14 protein-coding genes, 2 tRNA genes, 2 rRNA genes and 1 pseudogene are annotated in these 16,952 nt (G+C 60.2%); 14 read left to right on the forward strand and 5 right to left on the reverse strand.

The window, feature by feature from the left end; genetic code table 11:
- The first annotated feature begins 5 nt into the window (after positions 1-5).
- The 7 genes from BXE_RS27760 (at position 6) to tnpC (ending at position 6,240) form a co-directional block, all read left to right on the forward strand.
- A tRNA-Ile gene (locus BXE_RS27760) sits at positions 6-82 on the forward strand.
- 81 nt (positions 83-163) lie between these two features.
- A tRNA-Ala gene (locus BXE_RS27765) sits at positions 164-239 on the forward strand.
- A 294-nt stretch (positions 240-533) separates the two neighbouring features.
- Positions 534-3,415, forward strand: a 23S ribosomal RNA gene (locus tag BXE_RS27770).
- Positions 3,416-3,589: 174 nt separating this feature from the next.
- Positions 3,590-3,703 (forward strand): 5S ribosomal RNA (rrf, locus tag BXE_RS27775).
- Between the two features lie 171 nt (positions 3,704-3,874).
- Positions 3,875-4,261, forward strand: coding sequence for an IS66-like element accessory protein TnpA (gene tnpA, locus BXE_RS27780; RefSeq protein WP_011488194.1), 387 nt, complete (start codon positions 3,875-3,877; stop codon positions 4,259-4,261).
- Positions 4,258-4,596 carry an IS66 family insertion sequence element accessory protein TnpB gene (gene tnpB, locus BXE_RS27785; RefSeq protein ID WP_011488195.1) on the forward strand — a complete coding sequence of 113 codons (339 nt, stop codon included), beginning with the start codon at positions 4,258-4,260 and terminating at the stop codon, positions 4,594-4,596. The genes tnpA and tnpB overlap by 4 nt, the downstream gene beginning before the upstream one ends.
- Positions 4,597-4,659: 63 nt before the next feature.
- Entirely contained in the window at positions 4,660-6,240 is a 1,581-nt protein-coding gene (tnpC, locus tag BXE_RS27790; RefSeq protein WP_038456920.1) for an IS66 family transposase, read from the forward strand.
- Positions 6,241-6,425: 185 nt separating this feature from the next.
- Here the strand turns inward: tnpC and BXE_RS27795 are convergent, their stop codons facing one another.
- On the reverse strand, positions 6,426-7,421 hold the full coding sequence (locus tag BXE_RS27795) for a LysR family transcriptional regulator (protein ID WP_011491450.1): 996 nt from the start codon (positions 7,419-7,421) through the stop codon (positions 6,426-6,428).
- Between the two features lie 199 nt (positions 7,422-7,620).
- On the opposite strand from BXE_RS27795, the pseudogene BXE_RS27800 reads away from it, so the two are divergent.
- The 4 genes and pseudogenes from BXE_RS27800 to BXE_RS27810 form a co-directional block, all read left to right on the forward strand.
- Positions 7,621-8,990, forward strand: a pseudogene (locus tag BXE_RS27800) (FUSC family protein); the annotation flags it as partial.
- Positions 8,980-9,144 carry a hypothetical protein gene (locus BXE_RS47350; RefSeq protein WP_233518967.1) on the forward strand — a complete coding sequence of 55 codons (165 nt, stop codon included), beginning with the start codon at positions 8,980-8,982 and terminating at the stop codon, positions 9,142-9,144. The pseudogene BXE_RS27800 and the gene BXE_RS47350, both read left to right, overlap by 11 nt.
- A 187-nt stretch (positions 9,145-9,331) precedes the next feature.
- Entirely contained in the window at positions 9,332-9,547 is a 216-nt protein-coding gene (locus tag BXE_RS27805; RefSeq protein WP_011491453.1) for a hypothetical protein, read from the forward strand.
- A gap of 190 nt (positions 9,548-9,737) precedes the next feature.
- On the forward strand, positions 9,738-11,252 hold the full coding sequence (locus tag BXE_RS27810; protein WP_011491454.1) for an acetyl-CoA hydrolase/transferase family protein: 1,515 nt from the start codon (positions 9,738-9,740) through the stop codon (positions 11,250-11,252).
- A gap of 75 nt (positions 11,253-11,327) precedes the next feature.
- Here BXE_RS27810 and BXE_RS27815 read toward each other — a convergent pair whose 3' ends face one another.
- The gene (locus BXE_RS27815; RefSeq protein ID WP_011491455.1) at positions 11,328-11,582 is read right to left on the reverse strand and encodes a GlsB/YeaQ/YmgE family stress response membrane protein; all 255 of its coding nucleotides are present in this window, start codon (positions 11,580-11,582) and stop codon (positions 11,328-11,330) included.
- A gap of 161 nt (positions 11,583-11,743) precedes the next feature.
- Entirely contained in the window at positions 11,744-12,451 is a 708-nt protein-coding gene (locus tag BXE_RS27820) for an MgtC/SapB family protein (RefSeq protein ID WP_011491456.1), read from the reverse strand.
- A gap of 632 nt (positions 12,452-13,083) precedes the next feature.
- Between BXE_RS27820 and BXE_RS27825 the strand changes: the two genes are divergently transcribed.
- Positions 13,084-13,608, forward strand: coding sequence for a hypothetical protein (locus tag BXE_RS27825; protein ID WP_011491458.1), 525 nt, complete (start codon positions 13,084-13,086; stop codon positions 13,606-13,608).
- A 51-nt stretch (positions 13,609-13,659) separates the two neighbouring features.
- Here the strand turns inward: BXE_RS27825 and BXE_RS27830 are convergent, their stop codons facing one another.
- A complete protein-coding gene (locus tag BXE_RS27830; protein ID WP_011491459.1) occupies positions 13,660-14,823 on the reverse strand; it encodes a metallophosphoesterase in 1,164 nt (387 codons plus the stop codon).
- Between the two features lie 391 nt (positions 14,824-15,214).
- On the opposite strand from BXE_RS27830, the gene BXE_RS27835 reads away from it, so the two are divergent.
- A complete protein-coding gene (locus tag BXE_RS27835) occupies positions 15,215-15,544 on the forward strand; it encodes a hypothetical protein (RefSeq protein WP_011491460.1) in 330 nt (109 codons plus the stop codon).
- A 36-nt stretch (positions 15,545-15,580) separates the two neighbouring features.
- On the opposite strand, the gene BXE_RS27840 is transcribed toward BXE_RS27835, so the two are convergent.
- A complete protein-coding gene (locus BXE_RS27840; protein ID WP_011491461.1) occupies positions 15,581-16,165 on the reverse strand; it encodes a malonic semialdehyde reductase in 585 nt (194 codons plus the stop codon).
- Between the two features lie 157 nt (positions 16,166-16,322).
- Here BXE_RS27840 and BXE_RS27845 point away from each other — a divergent pair, with 157 nt between their 5' ends.
- Complete coding sequence (locus BXE_RS27845; RefSeq protein ID WP_011491462.1) at positions 16,323-16,934, forward strand: alpha-ketoglutarate-dependent dioxygenase AlkB family protein; 612 nt, start codon at positions 16,323-16,325, stop codon at positions 16,932-16,934.
- Positions 16,935-16,952: the final 18 nt, after the last annotated feature.

The raw sequence follows: 16,952 nt of genomic DNA on the forward strand, positions 1-16,952 counted from the left end.
CTCAGGGGTCTGTAGCTCAGCCGGTTAGAGCACCGTCTTGATAAGGCGGGGGTCGATGGTTCGAATCCATCCAGACCCACCATGTCGATGATCGTTGGCGCTTAAGCGCTTACGGGCATCCCACCCCCGAAGGGGGCAGGGCGGATCTGGTGTGTGCATGACTGGGGGATTAGCTCAGCTGGGAGAGCACCTGCTTTGCAAGCAGGGGGTCGTCGGTTCGATCCCGTCATCCTCCACCAATCCTCAATGCGTAGCGTTCTGTGAAAGAAGCAGAGCGTTGTGCATTGGCGATTGAGCCAGTCAGAGTGATACATGGTTATAGCAACCGTGATATCGGCTGTCGTTCTTTAACAATCAGGAAGAAGTAGTAAGGAGATTCACGAAAGCATACTTAGAGATGGGTGTGCGAGTAGGTGAATCAGGGTTGTGATTGTATCAATGTATGAAAAGGTGATCGAAAGATTGCTTTGGAATACGGCGCAACACGAATACTCAACCTGTAGCGTGTGTATCGAGAGACACACCCGTTATAGGGTCAAGCGAACAAGTGCATGTGGTGGATGCCTTGGCGATCACAGGCGATGAAGGACGCGGTAGCCTGCGAAAAGCGGAGGGGAGCTGGCAAACGAGCTTTGATCCTCCGATATCCGAATGGGGAAACCCGGCCCGTATGGGTCATCCGTAGCTGAATCCATAGGCTGCGTGAAGCGAACGCGGTGAACTGAAACATCTAAGTAACCGCAGGAAAAGAAATCAACCGAGATTCCCAGAGTAGTGGCGAGCGAAATGGGACCAGCCTGCATTCTTTATCCGTAGTGTTAGTCGAAAGCTCTGGAAAGTGCTGCCATAGCAGGTGATAGCCCTGTAGACGAAAACATCATGGAAGAACTAGGTATGCGAGAAGTAGGGCGGGACACGTGAAATCCTGTCTGAAGATGGGGGGACCATCCTCCAAGGCTAAATACTCGTGATCGACCGATAGTGAACCAGTACCGTGAGGGAAAGGCGAAAAGAACCCCGGGAGGGGAGTGAAACAGATCCTGAAACCGCATGCATACAAACAGTCGGAGCCTTTGAAAGAGGGTGACGGCGTACCTTTTGTATAATGGGTCAGCGACTTACATTCAGTGGCAAGCTTAACCGATTAGGGCAGGCGTAGCGAAAGCGAGTCCGAACAGGGCGATTCAGTCGCTGGGTGTAGACCCGAAACCAGGTGATCTATCCATGGCCAGGATGAAGGTGCGGTAACACGTACTGGAGGTCCGAACCCACTAACGTTGAAAAGTTAGGGGATGAGCTGTGGATAGGGGTGAAAGGCTAAACAAACCTGGAAATAGCTGGTTCTCTCCGAAAACTATTTAGGTAGTGCCTCGTGTATCACCTTCGGGGGTAGAGCACTGTCATGGTTGTGGGGTCCATTGCGGATTACTACGCCATAGCAAACTCCGAATACCGAAGAGTGCAATCACGGGAGACAGACATCGGGTGCTAACGTCCGGTGTCAAGAGGGAAACAACCCAGACCGCCAGCTAAGGTCCCCAAATATTGCTAAGTGGGAAACGAAGTGGGAAGGCTAAAACAGTCAGGAGGTTGGCTTAGAAGCAGCCATCCTTTAAAGAAAGCGTAATAGCTCACTGATCGAGTCGTCCTGCGCGGAAGATGTAACGGGGCTAAGCAATATACCGAAGCTGCGGATGCATATTTATATGCATGGTAGGAGAGCGTTCCGTAAGCCTGCGAAGGTGCATTGAAAAGTGTGCTGGAGGTATCGGAAGTGCGAATGCTGACATGAGTAGCGATAAAGGGGGTGAAAGGCCCCCTCGCCGTAAGCCCAAGGTTTCCTACGCAACGTTCATCGGCGTAGGGTGAGTCGGCCCCTAAGGCGAGGCAGAAATGCGTAGCTGATGGGAAGCAGGTTAATATTCCTGCACCATTGTTAAATGCGATGGGGGGACGGATCGCGGAAGGTTGTCCGGGTGTTGGAAGTCCCGGTCCTTGCATTGGAGAAGGCGCTTTGGCAAATCCGGGCGCAGGATTCAAGGGTGCGAGGCCATTCACTTCGGTGAAGAAGCAATCGGAAGTGGTTCCAGGAAAAGCCTCTAAGCTTCAGTTTAACAAGACCGTACCGCAAACCGACACAGGTGGGCGAGATGAGTATTCTAAGGCGCTTGAGAGAACTCGGGAGAAGGAACTCGGCAAATTGGTACCGTAACTTCGGGATAAGGTACGCCCCTGTAGCCTGACTGGCCTGCGCCAGAAGGGTGAAGGGGTTGCAATAAACTGGTGGCTGCGACTGTTTAATAAAAACACAGCACTCTGCAAACACGAAAGTGGACGTATAGGGTGTGACGCCTGCCCGGTGCCGGAAGATTAAATGATGGGGTGCAAGCTCCTGATTGAAGTCCCGGTAAACGGCGGCCGTAACTATAACGGTCCTAAGGTAGCGAAATTCCTTGTCGGGTAAGTTCCGACCTGCACGAATGGCGTAACGATGGCCACACTGTCTCCTCCCGAGACTCAGCGAAGTTGAAGTGTTTGTGATGATGCAATCTCCCCGCGGCTAGACGGAAAGACCCCATGAACCTTTACTGTAGCTTTGCATTGGACTTTGAACCGGTCTGTGTAGGATAGGTGGGAGGCTTTGAAGCGTGGACGCCAGTCTGCGTGGAGCCGACCTTGAAATACCACCCTGGTCTGTTTGAGGTTCTAACCTTGGTCCGTTATCCGGACCGGGGACAGTGCATGGTAGGCAGTTTGACTGGGGCGGTCTCCTCCCAAAGTGTAACGGAGGAGTACGAAGGTACGCTAGGTACGGTCGGAAATCGTGCTGATAGTGCAATGGCATAAGCGTGCTTAACTGCGAGACCGACAAGTCGAGCAGGTGCGAAAGCAGGTCATAGTGATCCGGTGGTTCTGTATGGAAGGGCCATCGCTCAACGGATAAAAGGTACTCTGGGGATAACAGGCTGATACCGCCCAAGAGTTCATATCGACGGCGGTGTTTGGCACCTCGATGTCGGCTCATCTCATCCTGGGGCTGTAGCCGGTCCCAAGGGTATGGCTGTTCGCCATTTAAAGAGGTACGTGAGCTGGGTTTAAAACGTCGTGAGACAGTTTGGTCCCTATCTGCCGTGGGCGCTGGATATTTGAAGGGGGCTGCTCCTAGTACGAGAGGACCGGAGTGGACGAACCTCTGGTGTACCGGTTGTCACGCCAGTGGCATCGCCGGGTAGCTATGTTCGGAAGAGATAACCGCTGAAAGCATCTAAGCGGGAAACTCGCCTTAAGATGAGATATCCCCGGGGCTTCGAGCCCCTTGAAGGGTCGTTCAAGACCAGGACGTTGATAGGTCAGGTGTGGAAGCGCAGTAATGCGTTAAGCTAACTGATACTAATTGCCCGTAAGGCTTGATCCTATAACAGGTGTGTCTTATCCCCACAGGGGAAACAGGACACGCACGGTTGAGTGATCCGTGTTGTGCCAGCAGAAACAACACAACCCCACGCTCCACCCCTGGTGAGCATCACCAGAAACTACTTCTTCCCGATTGGCCTCGCTGGCCCGAAATCCAGCGCGGCAACAAGTCATGCCTGATGATCATAGCGAGTCGGTCCCACCCCTTCCCATCCCGAACAGGACCGTGAAACGACTCCACGCCGATGATAGTGCGGATTACCCGTGTGAAAGTAGGTCATCGTCAGGCTCCCAAGCAGCATCAGAAACCCCACCCCAACACAGGTGGGGTTTCTGCGTTTACCGCCCACACCATCCAGAACAGAAGCAGCGCGCAAAACCGCCGTAAGCGCACGGCCATCCCGTCTTGAGTTGCGTGGAGGGTCTTGGGAGCATCGTATCCACTTGAATAGGTGGACACGTGAACACTATCGAAGAAGAAGCGCCACTTGGCCGTCGTCGACGCCGGCGCTATAGCGTCGAGTTCAAAGCCCAGGTGGTGGCGGCTTGCCAAGGCCCCGGGGTGTCGCTCGCGGCCATCGCATTGCACCACAAGCTGAACGCGAATCTGCTGCGACGTTGGGTAGAGCAGGCCGAAAGGAACGATTGCGTGCTGGTGGCGCGTGGCGACATATCAGCACCATCAGTAGCGGCACCGGCGTTCGTTCCGCTTCCTCTGGAGACGCGGACCGCGCGTGCGGCTGAGATCCGCGTGGAAGTTCGTCGCGCGGACCAGTCGATTACGGTTAGCTGGCCGACATCAGAGGCGGCGCAATGCGCCGCCTGGCTGCGGGAGTGGCTCGCGTGATCCGCATTGATGAAGTGTGGCTGGCAGTCGAGCCGCTGGATATGCGTGCGGGCTTCGACACCGCACTGGCGCGTGTGGTCAAGGTGTTCGGCGCTGCGCATCCGCACCATGCTTACCTCTTTGCCAACCGGCGGGCCAATCGCCTGAAGGTGCTGGTTCACGACGGAATCGGGATATGGCTGGCAGCGCGACGTTTGAACGAGGGACAGTTCGCCTGGCCTCACGCTGGCAGCGAGCCGAAGCAACATGCACTCACGCAGGAACAGCTCGCCGCTCTGGTGGTGGGCTTGCCGTGGCAGCGCATCGGCCCGAATGGTGTGATCCGCGTCGTATGAGGCCAACAGGGACGTAAACAGTTGCGCTTCCACGGTGCCTGGGGTTCTGGCAGACTGGTTTGCATGACCCTGCCCGCCGACCTCAACGCCCTTAGCCCGGAACAGTTACGCGCCCTTGCCGCGCAGCTGATTGCCCAGGTGCAGGACAGGGACCGGGAGATTGAGGAGAAGACGCGGGAGGTCGAAGAGAACGAACGCGAACTGCATTACCGGCAGACGCGTATCGAGCAGTTAAGCCACGAGATATCCATCCTCAAACGCCAGCAGTTTGGCCGGCGTAGCGAACAGTTCACCAGCGAGCAGATGAGCCTGCTGGACGAAGCAATCGACGCCGATCTGGCCGCCATCGAACTGGAGCTCGAGCAGCTTCAGCCACAAGCGCCCGCCGACCAGTCAACCCAGCAACCGAAGCGCACATCGCTGCCAGCGCAACTGCCGCGCACGGAGATCCACCACGAACCGGACAGCATCCTGTGTCACTGTGGCTGCGAGCGCGTGCGAATCGGTGAGGACATAAGCGAGAAGCTGGACTACACGCCCGGTGTCTTTGCAGTAGAGCGACATATCCGTGGCAAGTGGGTGTGCAAGAACTGTGAAACGCTGATTCAGGCGCCGGTGCCCGCACACGTCATCGACAAGGGTATCCCGACTACGGGACTGCTGGCCTCGGTGCTGGTCGCCAAATATGCGGATCACCTTCCGCTGTATCGTCAGGAACAGATCTTTGCGCGGGCGGGTCTGGCGATACCGCGATCGACATTGGGTGCGTGGGTTGGCACGTGCGGCGCACAGTTGCAGCCACTGGTCGACGCGCTCCATCAGGAACTCCTGCAGCAGGGCGTGCTGCACGCGGATGAGACACCGGTGCAGATGCTCAGTCCCGGTAAAGGGAAGACACACCGGGCGTACCTGTGGGCGTATACACCCACGCACTTCAGCGAGCTTCGCGCTGTGGTCTACGACTTCGCCGTCAGCCGTGCAGGCGAACATGCCCGTGCGTTCCTCGCTGACTGGCAGGGCAAACTGGTGTGCGACGATTACGGCGGCTACAAGGCTGGCTTCCAGCAGGGCATCACTGAAATCGGATGCGCTGCGCACGCACGGCGCAAGTTCTTCGACCTGCATGCCAATCACAGCAGTCAGGTTGCCGGACAGGCCATGCCATTCTTCGCTGCGCTTTACGATATCGAGCGCGACGCTGCAGTGCTCGATGCAGAGGAACGGCGCAAACTGCGGCAGAGCCGGGCCAAACCATTGTGCGACGCACTTTACGAATGGATGGTGGCGCAGCGCAAGCTGGTTTCGGAAGGTTCAGCGATTGCAAAAGCGCTGGATTACAGTCTCAAGCGTTGGGAGGCGCTCACGCGTTATCTCGACGACGGACACGTGCCAATAGATAACAACTGGGTAGAAAACCAGATCCGTCCATGGGCCATCGGGAGGGCCAACTGGTTATTTGCCGGCTCGCTACGGGCGGGTCAACGCGCTGCCGCCATCATGAGCCTGATAAGGTCGGCACAACTTAACGGCCATGACCCGCACGCCTATCTGAAGGACATCCTCACGCGGCTTCCTATCCACAAGGCCAGCGACATCTCGGCATTGTTGCCGCATCGCTGGCAACCAACGGGGATCGTCGACTAACCCGACCCGTCAAGATGGGTTTGCTGCGCGCTTACAAACCGCCGCGAAAAACCTGACCCGGTTCGCTACCCGCATCCCGCCGCGCCACGGCGCAATTCACCCGCGACACTCCACCCTCCTGCACCCGCACCGCTGCCGTACCCACGCACAGCCAGGGGTGCCCGGCGTCAGATCCATCTCATGACTTACTGCGTCGCGATATCCGCGCCGCTGCTTGCGCCAGCGGGTATCACGCCATCGCTAATCTGCGCTTTGTCGACTTCTGCGAGCAATGCTTCGTCGCGGGCAATGACTTTGGGCAGGTGCGTACGCAAGAATTCGACCCAAGTCCGGGTCTTCGCATCGATGAACTTACGCGACGGATATAGCGCGTAAATATTCATCTTCTGCGCGGTATATTGCGGCAACACGCGCACTAACGTTCCATCACGTAATCCGGAAATTGCCGCGTAGAGCGGCAGCATGCCAATGCCCATTCCTTCGCGAATCGCGACGATCAGCGACTCGGCGATGTTCACGTGCACAGGCCCATTCACCTCCATCGTTTCGCAGCCATTCGGCCCTTCGAGCACCCAGTCGTGCGGCGGAAACGCCGGGGTATGCAGGATCAGACATTCGTGGTGTGCCAGATCGGCCGGCTTCTGCGGCGCGCCGTGGGCGCGCACATACGCCGGCGAAGCGCACAAGATGCTGAAGGTCGTTCCAAGCGGAAGCGACACGAGATCCGAATTAGGCAAAGTGGAAGCGCCGATCACCGCGACATCCGCGCTGCCTTCAAAGAGATCAGGCATGCGCTGCGACAACGTCAGCTCGACAGTCACCTCCGGATACAGCGCGCGATAGCGCGAGATAGCCGGCAGCACGTAATGCTGGCCGATGCTGGCAAAGCTATGCATTCTCAAAGCGCCGGTCGGGCGCTCATGCGCACAACTGGCTTCTTCTTCCGCTGTGCTGACATCTGCAAGTATCTGCTGACATCGTGTCAGGTAACGCTCGCCCGCAGTGGTCAGCGCTAGCCGTCGCGTGGAGCGGTTCAGCAACCGGGTCCGCAGATGAGCTTCGAGTTCCGAAACCGCGCGGGACATTGCGCCGGTCGTTGAATTGAGCGACTGCGCGGCACCGGTGAAACTCCCGGCTTCGACCACGCGCACGAACACTCGCATATTTTGTAACGTATCCATCGATCCTTCTATTTCACGGCAGAGGCCGTATTGTCCGCCTGTCCAGGATGCGCATTGTTGTTCGTTTTGGAAGGAACGTTCCGCGCCGGTCCTCTTAATGCACGCATAGCATGCTCCTACAATCGGCGCCTTGCCTGCCGGAGTAAGCAGTCCTCGCCGGTGCTTCTTTCCGCGACGAACCGGGGCGCATTGCTTTCAGATGAAGCGCGAACATGCGATCGAACCGACGGCCGATTCCGGCCGGCAGTGGAGCGTCATGTTGCGACCACTCAGTCGGGCCGTTCCCGACTGGGCAGATAGCGATGGCCTGATCTGGCTGCATCTGTTGAAAACGGTGACCGCGGGTCTGCTGGCGCTGGGCATTGCGATGCTGCTGGATCTGCCGCAACCGCGCATTGCGATGACTACGGTGTTCGTGCTGATGCAGCCGTTCAGCGCAATGGTGCTCGCCAAGAGTTTCTACCGGATTCTCGGGACTGCGGCGGGCACAGTCGCTGCATTGGTGCTGGGCGCATTGTTCGTCCAGCAGCCCGAGCTGTACATGCTCGGTGTGATCGGCTGGGTCAGCGCCTGTATTGCGGCAGCGGTCCGGTTTCGGCATTTCAGGTGGTATGGCTTTGTGCTCGCGGGATACACCGCTGCGCTGATCAGCATCCTAAACGTCGCGGCGCCTCACGACCTGTTTCTGGCGGCGCTTACGCGCGCGGCGGAAGTGGCGGTGGCGGTCGGCATTGTGTCCTCGAGCGCGGTGAGCGCGCTGATCGTGCCGCAGCGATCCAGCCTCGCACTGCGGCACGCGCTGCAGATTCGATGCGCAAATTTTACCGCGTTCGCCGCCGATGTGCTGGATCGCGGCATCCAGCGCGGCCAATTTGAGCGGCGCTTTGCGGATCTCGTCGACGAGATCGTCGGTTTCGAGGCGACGCGCACTTTTGCCGCCTTCGAAGATCCGGCCATGCGCTCACGCAGCGAGCATCTCGGCCGTCTGAACAGCGAGTTCACGGATGCCTGCACGCGGCTGCACGCGCTGCATCAACTGCTCAAGCGTCTGCGTGCCAGCGGTTCGGCGCCGATCGCCACGGCGATCAAACCATACTTCAGCGAACTCGCCGCGCTCATGATCCAACAGCCCGATGCCACCGTCGATGCATCGCGAATGGCGGCCCGCTTGCAGCACCTTCAGGCGAGTCTGCCCCGCCGCATGCGCGAAACGAGGAGGCCGCTGGAAGCCTCGCCCGCTGAATCGCTGGCGGACTTCGATACGGCGGCGGAACTGCTGTACCGGTTCGTCGACGAATGGAGCCGCTACTCGGGGACTTATGCATCGCTGACGCTGAGCAAGCCGGGGAGCCAGCCGCGGACCACCGTTCGTTACGTGAGCAAAACCAACAGTTTTGTCGTCGCGTCGACTTTTATCCGCTCGGCTGTGGTCATGGCGATCGCCGGCTGGTCTGGATCACGACAGACTGGCCGAGCGGCGGCCTTGCGGTGATCGGCGCAGCGCTGGTATGCGCGCTGACGTCGACGGCGCCGGACCCTTCGAAGCGCGCTGGTATCCGTGCGCTCGGCCACCTGGATTGCGCAGGACGTGCTGCAAGCGGTTCATGCCGATCGCGAGAGGCGTCATGACCTGCAGCGCATTCTGAGTTACCTGCATTTCATCCGCACTGCGTTGCTCGACAAGGACGCGCCTTTCAATGCGCGCATGACTCATGCGCGCTGACTAATGCCTGACTGACTCATGCGTGATCGACTCATCGGCATTGCCCCCGCGCGCCCGGATCGGTCCTGTGCGCCGATCCTTCTTCAGGATGGAAAGATCACTTCCGGGCGGCCCCGTTTATCTGCGTGAGTGGTAACCATATAGTTTCATCACTGCATCGCAGTAATCGTAAGTCCTGGAGAACGAAATGAATGTGTTGAAAATCGCCTTGATCGCCTGCTGTTTGTCCGCTGTCGGCGCTCAGGCACAAACGGCTCCCGCCGCCCCGCAACAGCAGGCCGCCCAGGCGAGCGCGCAACGCGACGCCAATGCGGACACGCGCGGCCGCGCCGCTGCACCGGCCGCCAAAGCCGAAGAGTGCGTCGGACCGGTGAGCTTCTGCAACATCTACTTCGGCAGCTAAGCCGCGTCACGCATCACCCTGAAGCACGTGCAAGACCTGTCGCGACAATCGACGCGCGACGAAGCACCCGGCCGCGACGCCGTCATGTCGTGACGCCGCGGCGGGGGCGACAATCCGGCCATTGAGTGAAGCACACCGCAGACGTGCGCATCAACGGGCCGGACTGGTGATTATGGAGAGACTGAGTTTCATGTACCAAGACCGGATTCGCTGCGCCGCGCTGCGCGGGAAAATCACTTCGGCCGCCGAGGCGGCACTACTGATTCAGGACGGCATGCGCGTCGGCGCCAGCGGTTTCACCCGAGCGGGCGACGCCAAAGCCGTTCCCGTTGCGCTTGCCGAGCGCGCGCGTCAGGAAGGCAAGCCGCTGCGCATTACGCTGATGACCGGCGCATCGCTCGGTCACGACGTGGACCGCATGCTGACCGAGGCGCATGTGCTGGCCCGGCGCCTGCCGTTCCAGGTGGACAAGACGCTTCGCGACGCCATCAATCGCGGCGAAGTGATGTTCGTCGATCAGCATCTGTCTGAAACCGTCGAGATGCTGCGTGCGAACCAGCTTGGCAAACTCGACATCGCCATTATCGAAGCCGCCGCGATCACCGAGACCGGCGGCATTGTGCCGACCACCTCGGTCGGCAATTCGGCCAGCTTTGCGATTCTTGCCGACAAGGTGATCGTCGAAATCAATCTTGCACAGTCGCTCGCGCTCGAAGGGCTGCACGATATCTGGATTCCGGGCCGCCGGCCGCACCGCGAGCCGCTGCCGATCGTGCGCCCGCAAGATCGTGTCGGCACGAAGGCGATCGAGATTCCGCCGGAGAAAATCGCGGCGATCGTCATCACCGACATGCCGGACAGTTCGTCCACGGTGCTGCCGGCGGATGCCGAAACCGAATTGATCGCCGGTCATCTGATCGAGTTCTTCCAGCACGAAGTGTCGCACGGGCGCATGCCGCGAAACTTGCCGCCATTGCAGGCGGGCATCGGTACGATCGCCAATGCAGTGCTGGCCGGTTTCGTCGATTCGCCTTTCGAGGCCTTCGAAATTTATTCAGAAGTGCTGCAGGACTCGACCTTCGACCTGATGGATGCCGGCAAGGTGACGTTCGCCTCCGGTGCGTCGATCACGTTGTCGGCCGCGCGCCAGGCACAGGTGTTCAGCGAGCTCGAACGTTATCGCGATCGTCTCGTGTTGCGTCCGCAGGAAGTCAGCAACCATCCGGAAGTGATTCGCCGGCTTGGTCTGATCGCGCTGAACACCGCGCTGGAGTTCGACATTTACGGCAACGTGAATTCGACCCACGTGGGCGGTACGCACATGATGAACGGCATTGGCGGTTCGGGCGACTTCGCGCGCAACGCGTCGTGTGCGATCTTCGCGACCAAGTCGATGGCAAAGGCTGGCCGCATTTCGAGCATCGTGCCGATGGTGCCGCATTGCGATCACAACGAACACGATGTGGACGTGGTGGTGACCGAGCAGGGCCTTGCCGATTTGCGCGGCCTCGCGCCGCGCGAACGCGCCACGTTGATCATCGAAAATTGCGTGCATCCGCTGTATCGCGATCTGCTGCGCGACTACTACAGGGATGCCTTGAAGGGCGGCGGGCAAACGCCGCATCAACTGGATCAGGCTTTCGCGTGGCACGCGCGGTTGCGTGACACAGGTTCGATGTTGCCGGCACAGGAAGCGGGGCTTTAAGTTTGGACGGGTTTTGAGTCGAGCCGGCGTCAGGGGGTATTCGCCCCTGACGCCGCAAGCCCTCAGAGGTGGCGTTCAGGTACCTCGCCGGATGAGCCGGATAAGAAACAATAGAATAACCGCGCCGATTACCGCGGTGATGATCGAGCCGAGCCAGCCGCCGCCCAGCGAAATATGCAGCACGCCGGCGAGCCATCCGCCGATGAACGCGCCGACAATCCCGACAATGATGTCGACGATCAGGCCGAAGCCGCCGCCCTTGACGAGCACGCCTGCCAGCCAGCCAGCGATCGCGCCGATGATGAGCCATGCAATGATGCCGTGTTCCATAATCGAGACTCCCTAGTTGAGTGTGAAAAATTCACGGTGACAGAGCTTAGTCGAAGGTTATGGGACAGTCCATATTCAGGACGCGGAATTAACATTGTCTGAATCTATTGCAGACTAAGTGTAGACGATGCGCACGAATCCGGGGGACTTACGCGCTGCGCTCACTCGGGCGTGGGCTCCGCTTCTCTGGCCGTCCAGCTGACGCTGGAGACACTCTTTTCCATGCTGATGCGGCTCGCCATCTGTTCGAGCTTCGACTGATCTTTGGGATGCATCTTCAGGGTTGCCGTGACACGAATACGGCCTGGCTCACCTTCGACGTCCTCGCTCGTCAGGCTTTGAAACGACAGCGGCGTCGAATACATCGAATTGGAGACGGCTGTACGGATATGAATCTCGTCGGCCTCCCGGCAGACGATCGTCAGCACGTATTCGCGGACCAGGTCGGCGTTCGACACTGGCGTCGCGTTGATCATACGGCTGACTTCACGCAGCACGGTGTTGGTCAGCAGCACGACGGCGGTGCCCGCGAGCGCCGGCCCATAATGCCCCGCGCCGCACAACACACCCACCGCGGCCGAGCACCACAAGGTTGCCGCGGTGTTGATTCCCTGAATGGAACCCTTGTCGCGCATGATCACGCCGCCGCCGAGAAAGCCGACGCCGGAGACCACATACGCGGCGATCTGGGTGATGCCGCTCGTGCCGTTGCCGGTCAGCACGCCGAGCGTAACGAACAGGCATGCGCCGCTCGCGACCAGCGTGATGGTGCGCAAGCCCGCATTGCGCTGACGCATCTGCCGTTCAAAGCCGATCGCGACGCCGCAGGCGAAGGCGGAGAGAAGCCGCAAGAGGAATTCAACTGTCATCGGTCAACATGGGTGAGGCGCGAGTTCGCGCAGTGTGAACCTTGCGCGTGACACCGGCGCGTCCGTCCCGATGGGCGCGGGCGCGAGCAGGCGTGATCGGGCGCGCGGGCAAGACTCGCGGCGCCGGAAGGCAAGGGCGGTCGGCACGGCATTCAGCCATGCGGAGCTCACTGCGACTTTACTGCAACAAGTGGATACGGGTACTACGCGGATACTACGACGTGCACCGCCGGCCTGAAGGCAAGACGGCGACAGGAAAAGGCTGGCGCGGGAATCTTGCCGATCAGGCGATCGGGCGAATCGAAGCTCGACGGGTACTACTGCTACTGTCCAAGATCGTGATTCCGGGTAAATGAACTGGGCGGATTTTAGGCGTCTCTGCAAAGATAAGTCAAGCCGCCATTGGGTGCGGTGACGAATGATTTGCACGCTATCTTTGGGGAAGTTTCCGTGCTGATTGAGGAACTATTCCCACACAAATACGGACTCCGAAGATTGACGACGGCCATCCCGGAAAACACACTGTCTGTATAACCCGGAACACGCGGTTTCGCTCGTGCGTCGCGATCCGCGCAACGTTGCCGCTTCCGACGTTTCCACCGCTTCCGCCGCTCATCCGAATTGAGGAATGTATGAAAATCAAAGCTTTTCGAGTCATCGCCGGTGCGCTGATCGCCGCTGCTCCCTTCGTGTCGTTCGCCGCAGGTTTGCCCGCGCCGTTTGAAGGCAGCAGCACGCTGCAGGCAGACGGCCTCGTGAAGGCGATCGATCAGGCCAACCATTCGGTCACGGTGCTCGACACACAGGGCGGCGAAGCGTCGTTCAACGTCACCGACACGCGCAATCTTGCGCAGATCAAGCAAGGCGGCAAGGTTCACATCCGCATGATGCGCAATGCCGTGATCACCGTTACGCGCAGTGCGGACGGGCAAGTCACGGCGCCGCAAACCGGGCAGCCGGACACGGTTCAGACGGTAACTGCCCGCGTCGAGGCCATTGACCATGCTTCCGGAATCATGGCGCTCAAAGGCGCGGACGGTTCTGTGTTCCATATCCAGGGCCGCGATCCGGCCAGGACCGCCGGCGTGACGCCGGGCATGCAAGTGGTAGTGGCGTTCGCGCCGCAGGTCAGCGTGGCCGTGGCGCCCACGCAGTGACGTCCGCCGCGATAACGTCCACCGCGGTAACGTCTGCTCTCGTCGGGTGCATTAGTCGGGCTCGCCGGGCACGAGGCGCAAGCGCGTGATTTCAGACGGCGCACCCAGACGCTTCGGCGGTCCCCAGTAGCCGGTCCCCCGGCTCGTGTACACCCAGAGTCCATTCAGCCGTGCAAGACCCGCGGTGAACGGCTGCTGGAACCGCACGAAGAAATTCCACGGGAAGAACTGGCCGCCGTGCGTGTGCCCCGAGAGTTGCAGTGTGAAGCCGGCTGCTGCCGCGGCTTCCGCAGAACGCGGCTGATGGGCGAGCAGTACCTTGATCAGCACGTCGCCAGGCGCACCCGCAAGTGCCGCGACGGGATCGCTGCGGTGCGCCGGGTCGTGATGGCCCGCTGAATAATCGGTCACGCCGGCAATCACGGCGCGTGCGCCGTCGTGGTCCACGATCACGTGCTCGTTGAGCAGGACCTTCAGTCCCAGGCGCCGGAATTCGTCGATCCAGGCGTTGGCGCCCGCGTAATACTCGTGATTGCCGGTCACGAGAAAGGCGCCGTGGCGCGCGCTCAACCGTGACAGCGGTTGCGTATGTCGGGTCAATTGCGGCACGCTGCCGTCCACGATATCTCCGGTGACAGCGATCAGATCCGGTTTGAGGCGATTCACCGCGTCGACGATCGCATCCACATAGCGGCGTTTGATGGTCGGCCCAACGTGAATGTCGCTGATCTGCACGATCGTGAAGCCGTCGAGCGCGGCCGGCAAATCGTCGATCGGCACTTCGATCGTCACCACCTTCGCGCGACGGCGGGCGTTGAACAGGCCGACAAGCGTAGAAAGCAGCGCGAGCAACGGCACGGCCGCCGCGGAGCCGGTCCGCCAGTGCGCGATGGCGATGGTGTTCGGCCAGATCGCGTCGACGGTCAGAAGCGAGGCGAGCACGAGGTCGCGCACGAAAGTCAGGACCAGCAGTGACGAGAAAAAGCCCATCGCCAGCAAACCGACCCACGCAAGCCGGTCGCTGAGGGGCTGCTGTTTGATCGTGCGCGCCAGCATGCCAAGCGGAATGAGAAAGATCGACAGTACGAGCCACAACCCGCACAGCCAGCGGCCGGCGGTGCCGATCGGCATGTCCGGAATCAGACGAAAGCCGACGTAAATGTGCAGCAGGATGCCAATCAGGATGATGCGAACAAGAAACGATGAGCGGCGCATAGCGAGGATCAGGGCGGGAAGGGGCCGGCACGAGAGCGGAAGGGCGGCGCTACTCGTGCGTTGCGGCAATGCCGGGGCGAACGAGCCGACCCATTCTACCGAGTTGTGCAATCGCTTGCCGGCCGCGCCAGATTTGCCGTTCACATGGCGATCCGCCGCCCGTGTAAAGGCGCCTGCAGGTTACTGCATTGCGGCATCCAGGCCGCTGTATCTGGCTCGTTCGCGCGGCTGTTGCGCTCGAATTAAATGGGCTTTGAATTGTGTTCGGGCGTGGACTATTCTGGAATGGAACCGGCTTGCACCAAAGCTACGGCAAGGTCCTCGGAGAAGGCTCTGGCAGTCCGCTAGCGGTTCGTTTTATCGCCGGCAGAGGCGAAGGCAGGAGGCACAAATGAAACTGCTCGGATCAGGCAACCCGTTCCGCCACGCGCACCATGCGCACCACGTCGGATACGAGGGTAGCCATGTCATGCTGCCGCTAGTGGTGATATCGCTGATGGCGGTCGGCCTGTACTTCGGCGTGCGCAACATCGATTTTTCCGAATTGGGCAAAAGCGCGCTGTTCTACGTGGTGATGCTATGCGTCGCCTTGGGTATCGCGGGACTGTTCGGCGTCGTCGGGGCGTGGGTTCGGTCAGGTGGCGACGAGGCCGAAGAGGGCTTCTGCTTCGTTGGTGCGTTGATCGGCGCCGTGGTTTTCTACGTGGCCCTCTTCAGTTGAGCGGACTCGGCAGCGGCTCGGAGCGGAGGCCGCAGGCTAGACGATCCGCGCGGCTTCGTCGAAAGCAAGGCGCGGGCTGCGCGGAAACAGCCTGGACGGGTCGCCATAGCCCAGATTGATCAGAAAGTTCGACTTCACGGTCGTGCCGGCAAAGAAAGCTTCGTCTATCCTGGCGGCGTCGAAACCGGACATCGCACCCGTATCCAGGCCGAGCGCGCGGGCGGCGAGAATCAGATAGCCGCCTTGCAGCGTCGAATTGCGAAATGCCGTGTCGGCAATCGCCTTGTCGTTGCCGGCAAACCAGCTACGCGCGTCCGCGTGCGGAAACAGCTTCGGCAGATGCTCGTAAAACGCCATGTCCATTCCAACGATCGCCGTGACCGGCGCTGCCATCGTCTTCTCGAGATTGCCTGCCGACAATGCCGGGCGCAGCTTCTCCTTGCCCTCCTGCGTTTTGACGAAGACGAAGCGGCCCGGACTCGAATTGGCCGAGGTCGGGCCGAGCAGGACGAGTTCGACGAGTTGCCTCAGCACGGCGTCGTCGACGGGTTTCGGCTGCCAGCCGTTATGCGTGCGCGCTTCGCGAAAAAGCTGGGCGAGCGCCTCGTCGGAGAGAATCATGTTGAGTGTCCCTTGAAGGTTGCGTGTGAGGAATGGATACGACTGCTGCGAATGAAACCGCAACGTGCGTGCGTGATCGCTGTCGTCGTTGCCGCCATAATAACCAGGGTTCTCATCCGGTCGCGCTTTGAGCGCGCGATCGTACTCAGGCAATCTCATGACGGATCTCTTCGCGGATTTTTCCGATGCACTGCCGGCGCCCGACGTCGACTGGTATCCCGATTGGCTGGCGCCCGCAACGGCGGGGCGGGCGCTGACGCAACTCATCGGCGAAGTCGAATGGCGTCAGGACATGATGGGCACGCCCGCAGGCCGCGTGCCGCTGCCGCGGCTGACCGCCTGGCAGGGCGAGCCCGATGCGGTTTATGTCTACTCGGGCATTCGCAACGTGCCGCAACCGTGGACGGCGACGGTTGCCGAACTGAAGTCGGCCGCTGAGTCGGTTTGCGGCGCGCATTTCAATAGCGTGCTGATCAACCGCTACCGCAGCGGTACCGACAGCATGGGCTGGCACGCGGACCGCGAGCCCGAACTCGGCGCCCGGCCGGTAATCGCATCCGTGAGCCTGGGCGTCGCGCGCACATTTGATTTGCGGCACAACAGAACCGGTGTCGTGCAGTCTTTTTCGCTCAAGGGCGGCAGCCTGCTCGTAATGAAAGGCAACACGCAGGCCGATTGGCGGCATCGGGTGCCGAAGGAGCCGCGCGTGGCGGGCGAGCGGATCAATCTGACGTTTCGCTGGGTGATGCCGAGCGCGGGTGCTCGCTGATCCAGCACGCGGTGGCGG

The organism is Paraburkholderia xenovorans LB400, from assembly GCF_000013645.1.
Lineage (GTDB): Bacteria > Pseudomonadota > Gammaproteobacteria > Burkholderiales > Burkholderiaceae > Paraburkholderia > Paraburkholderia xenovorans.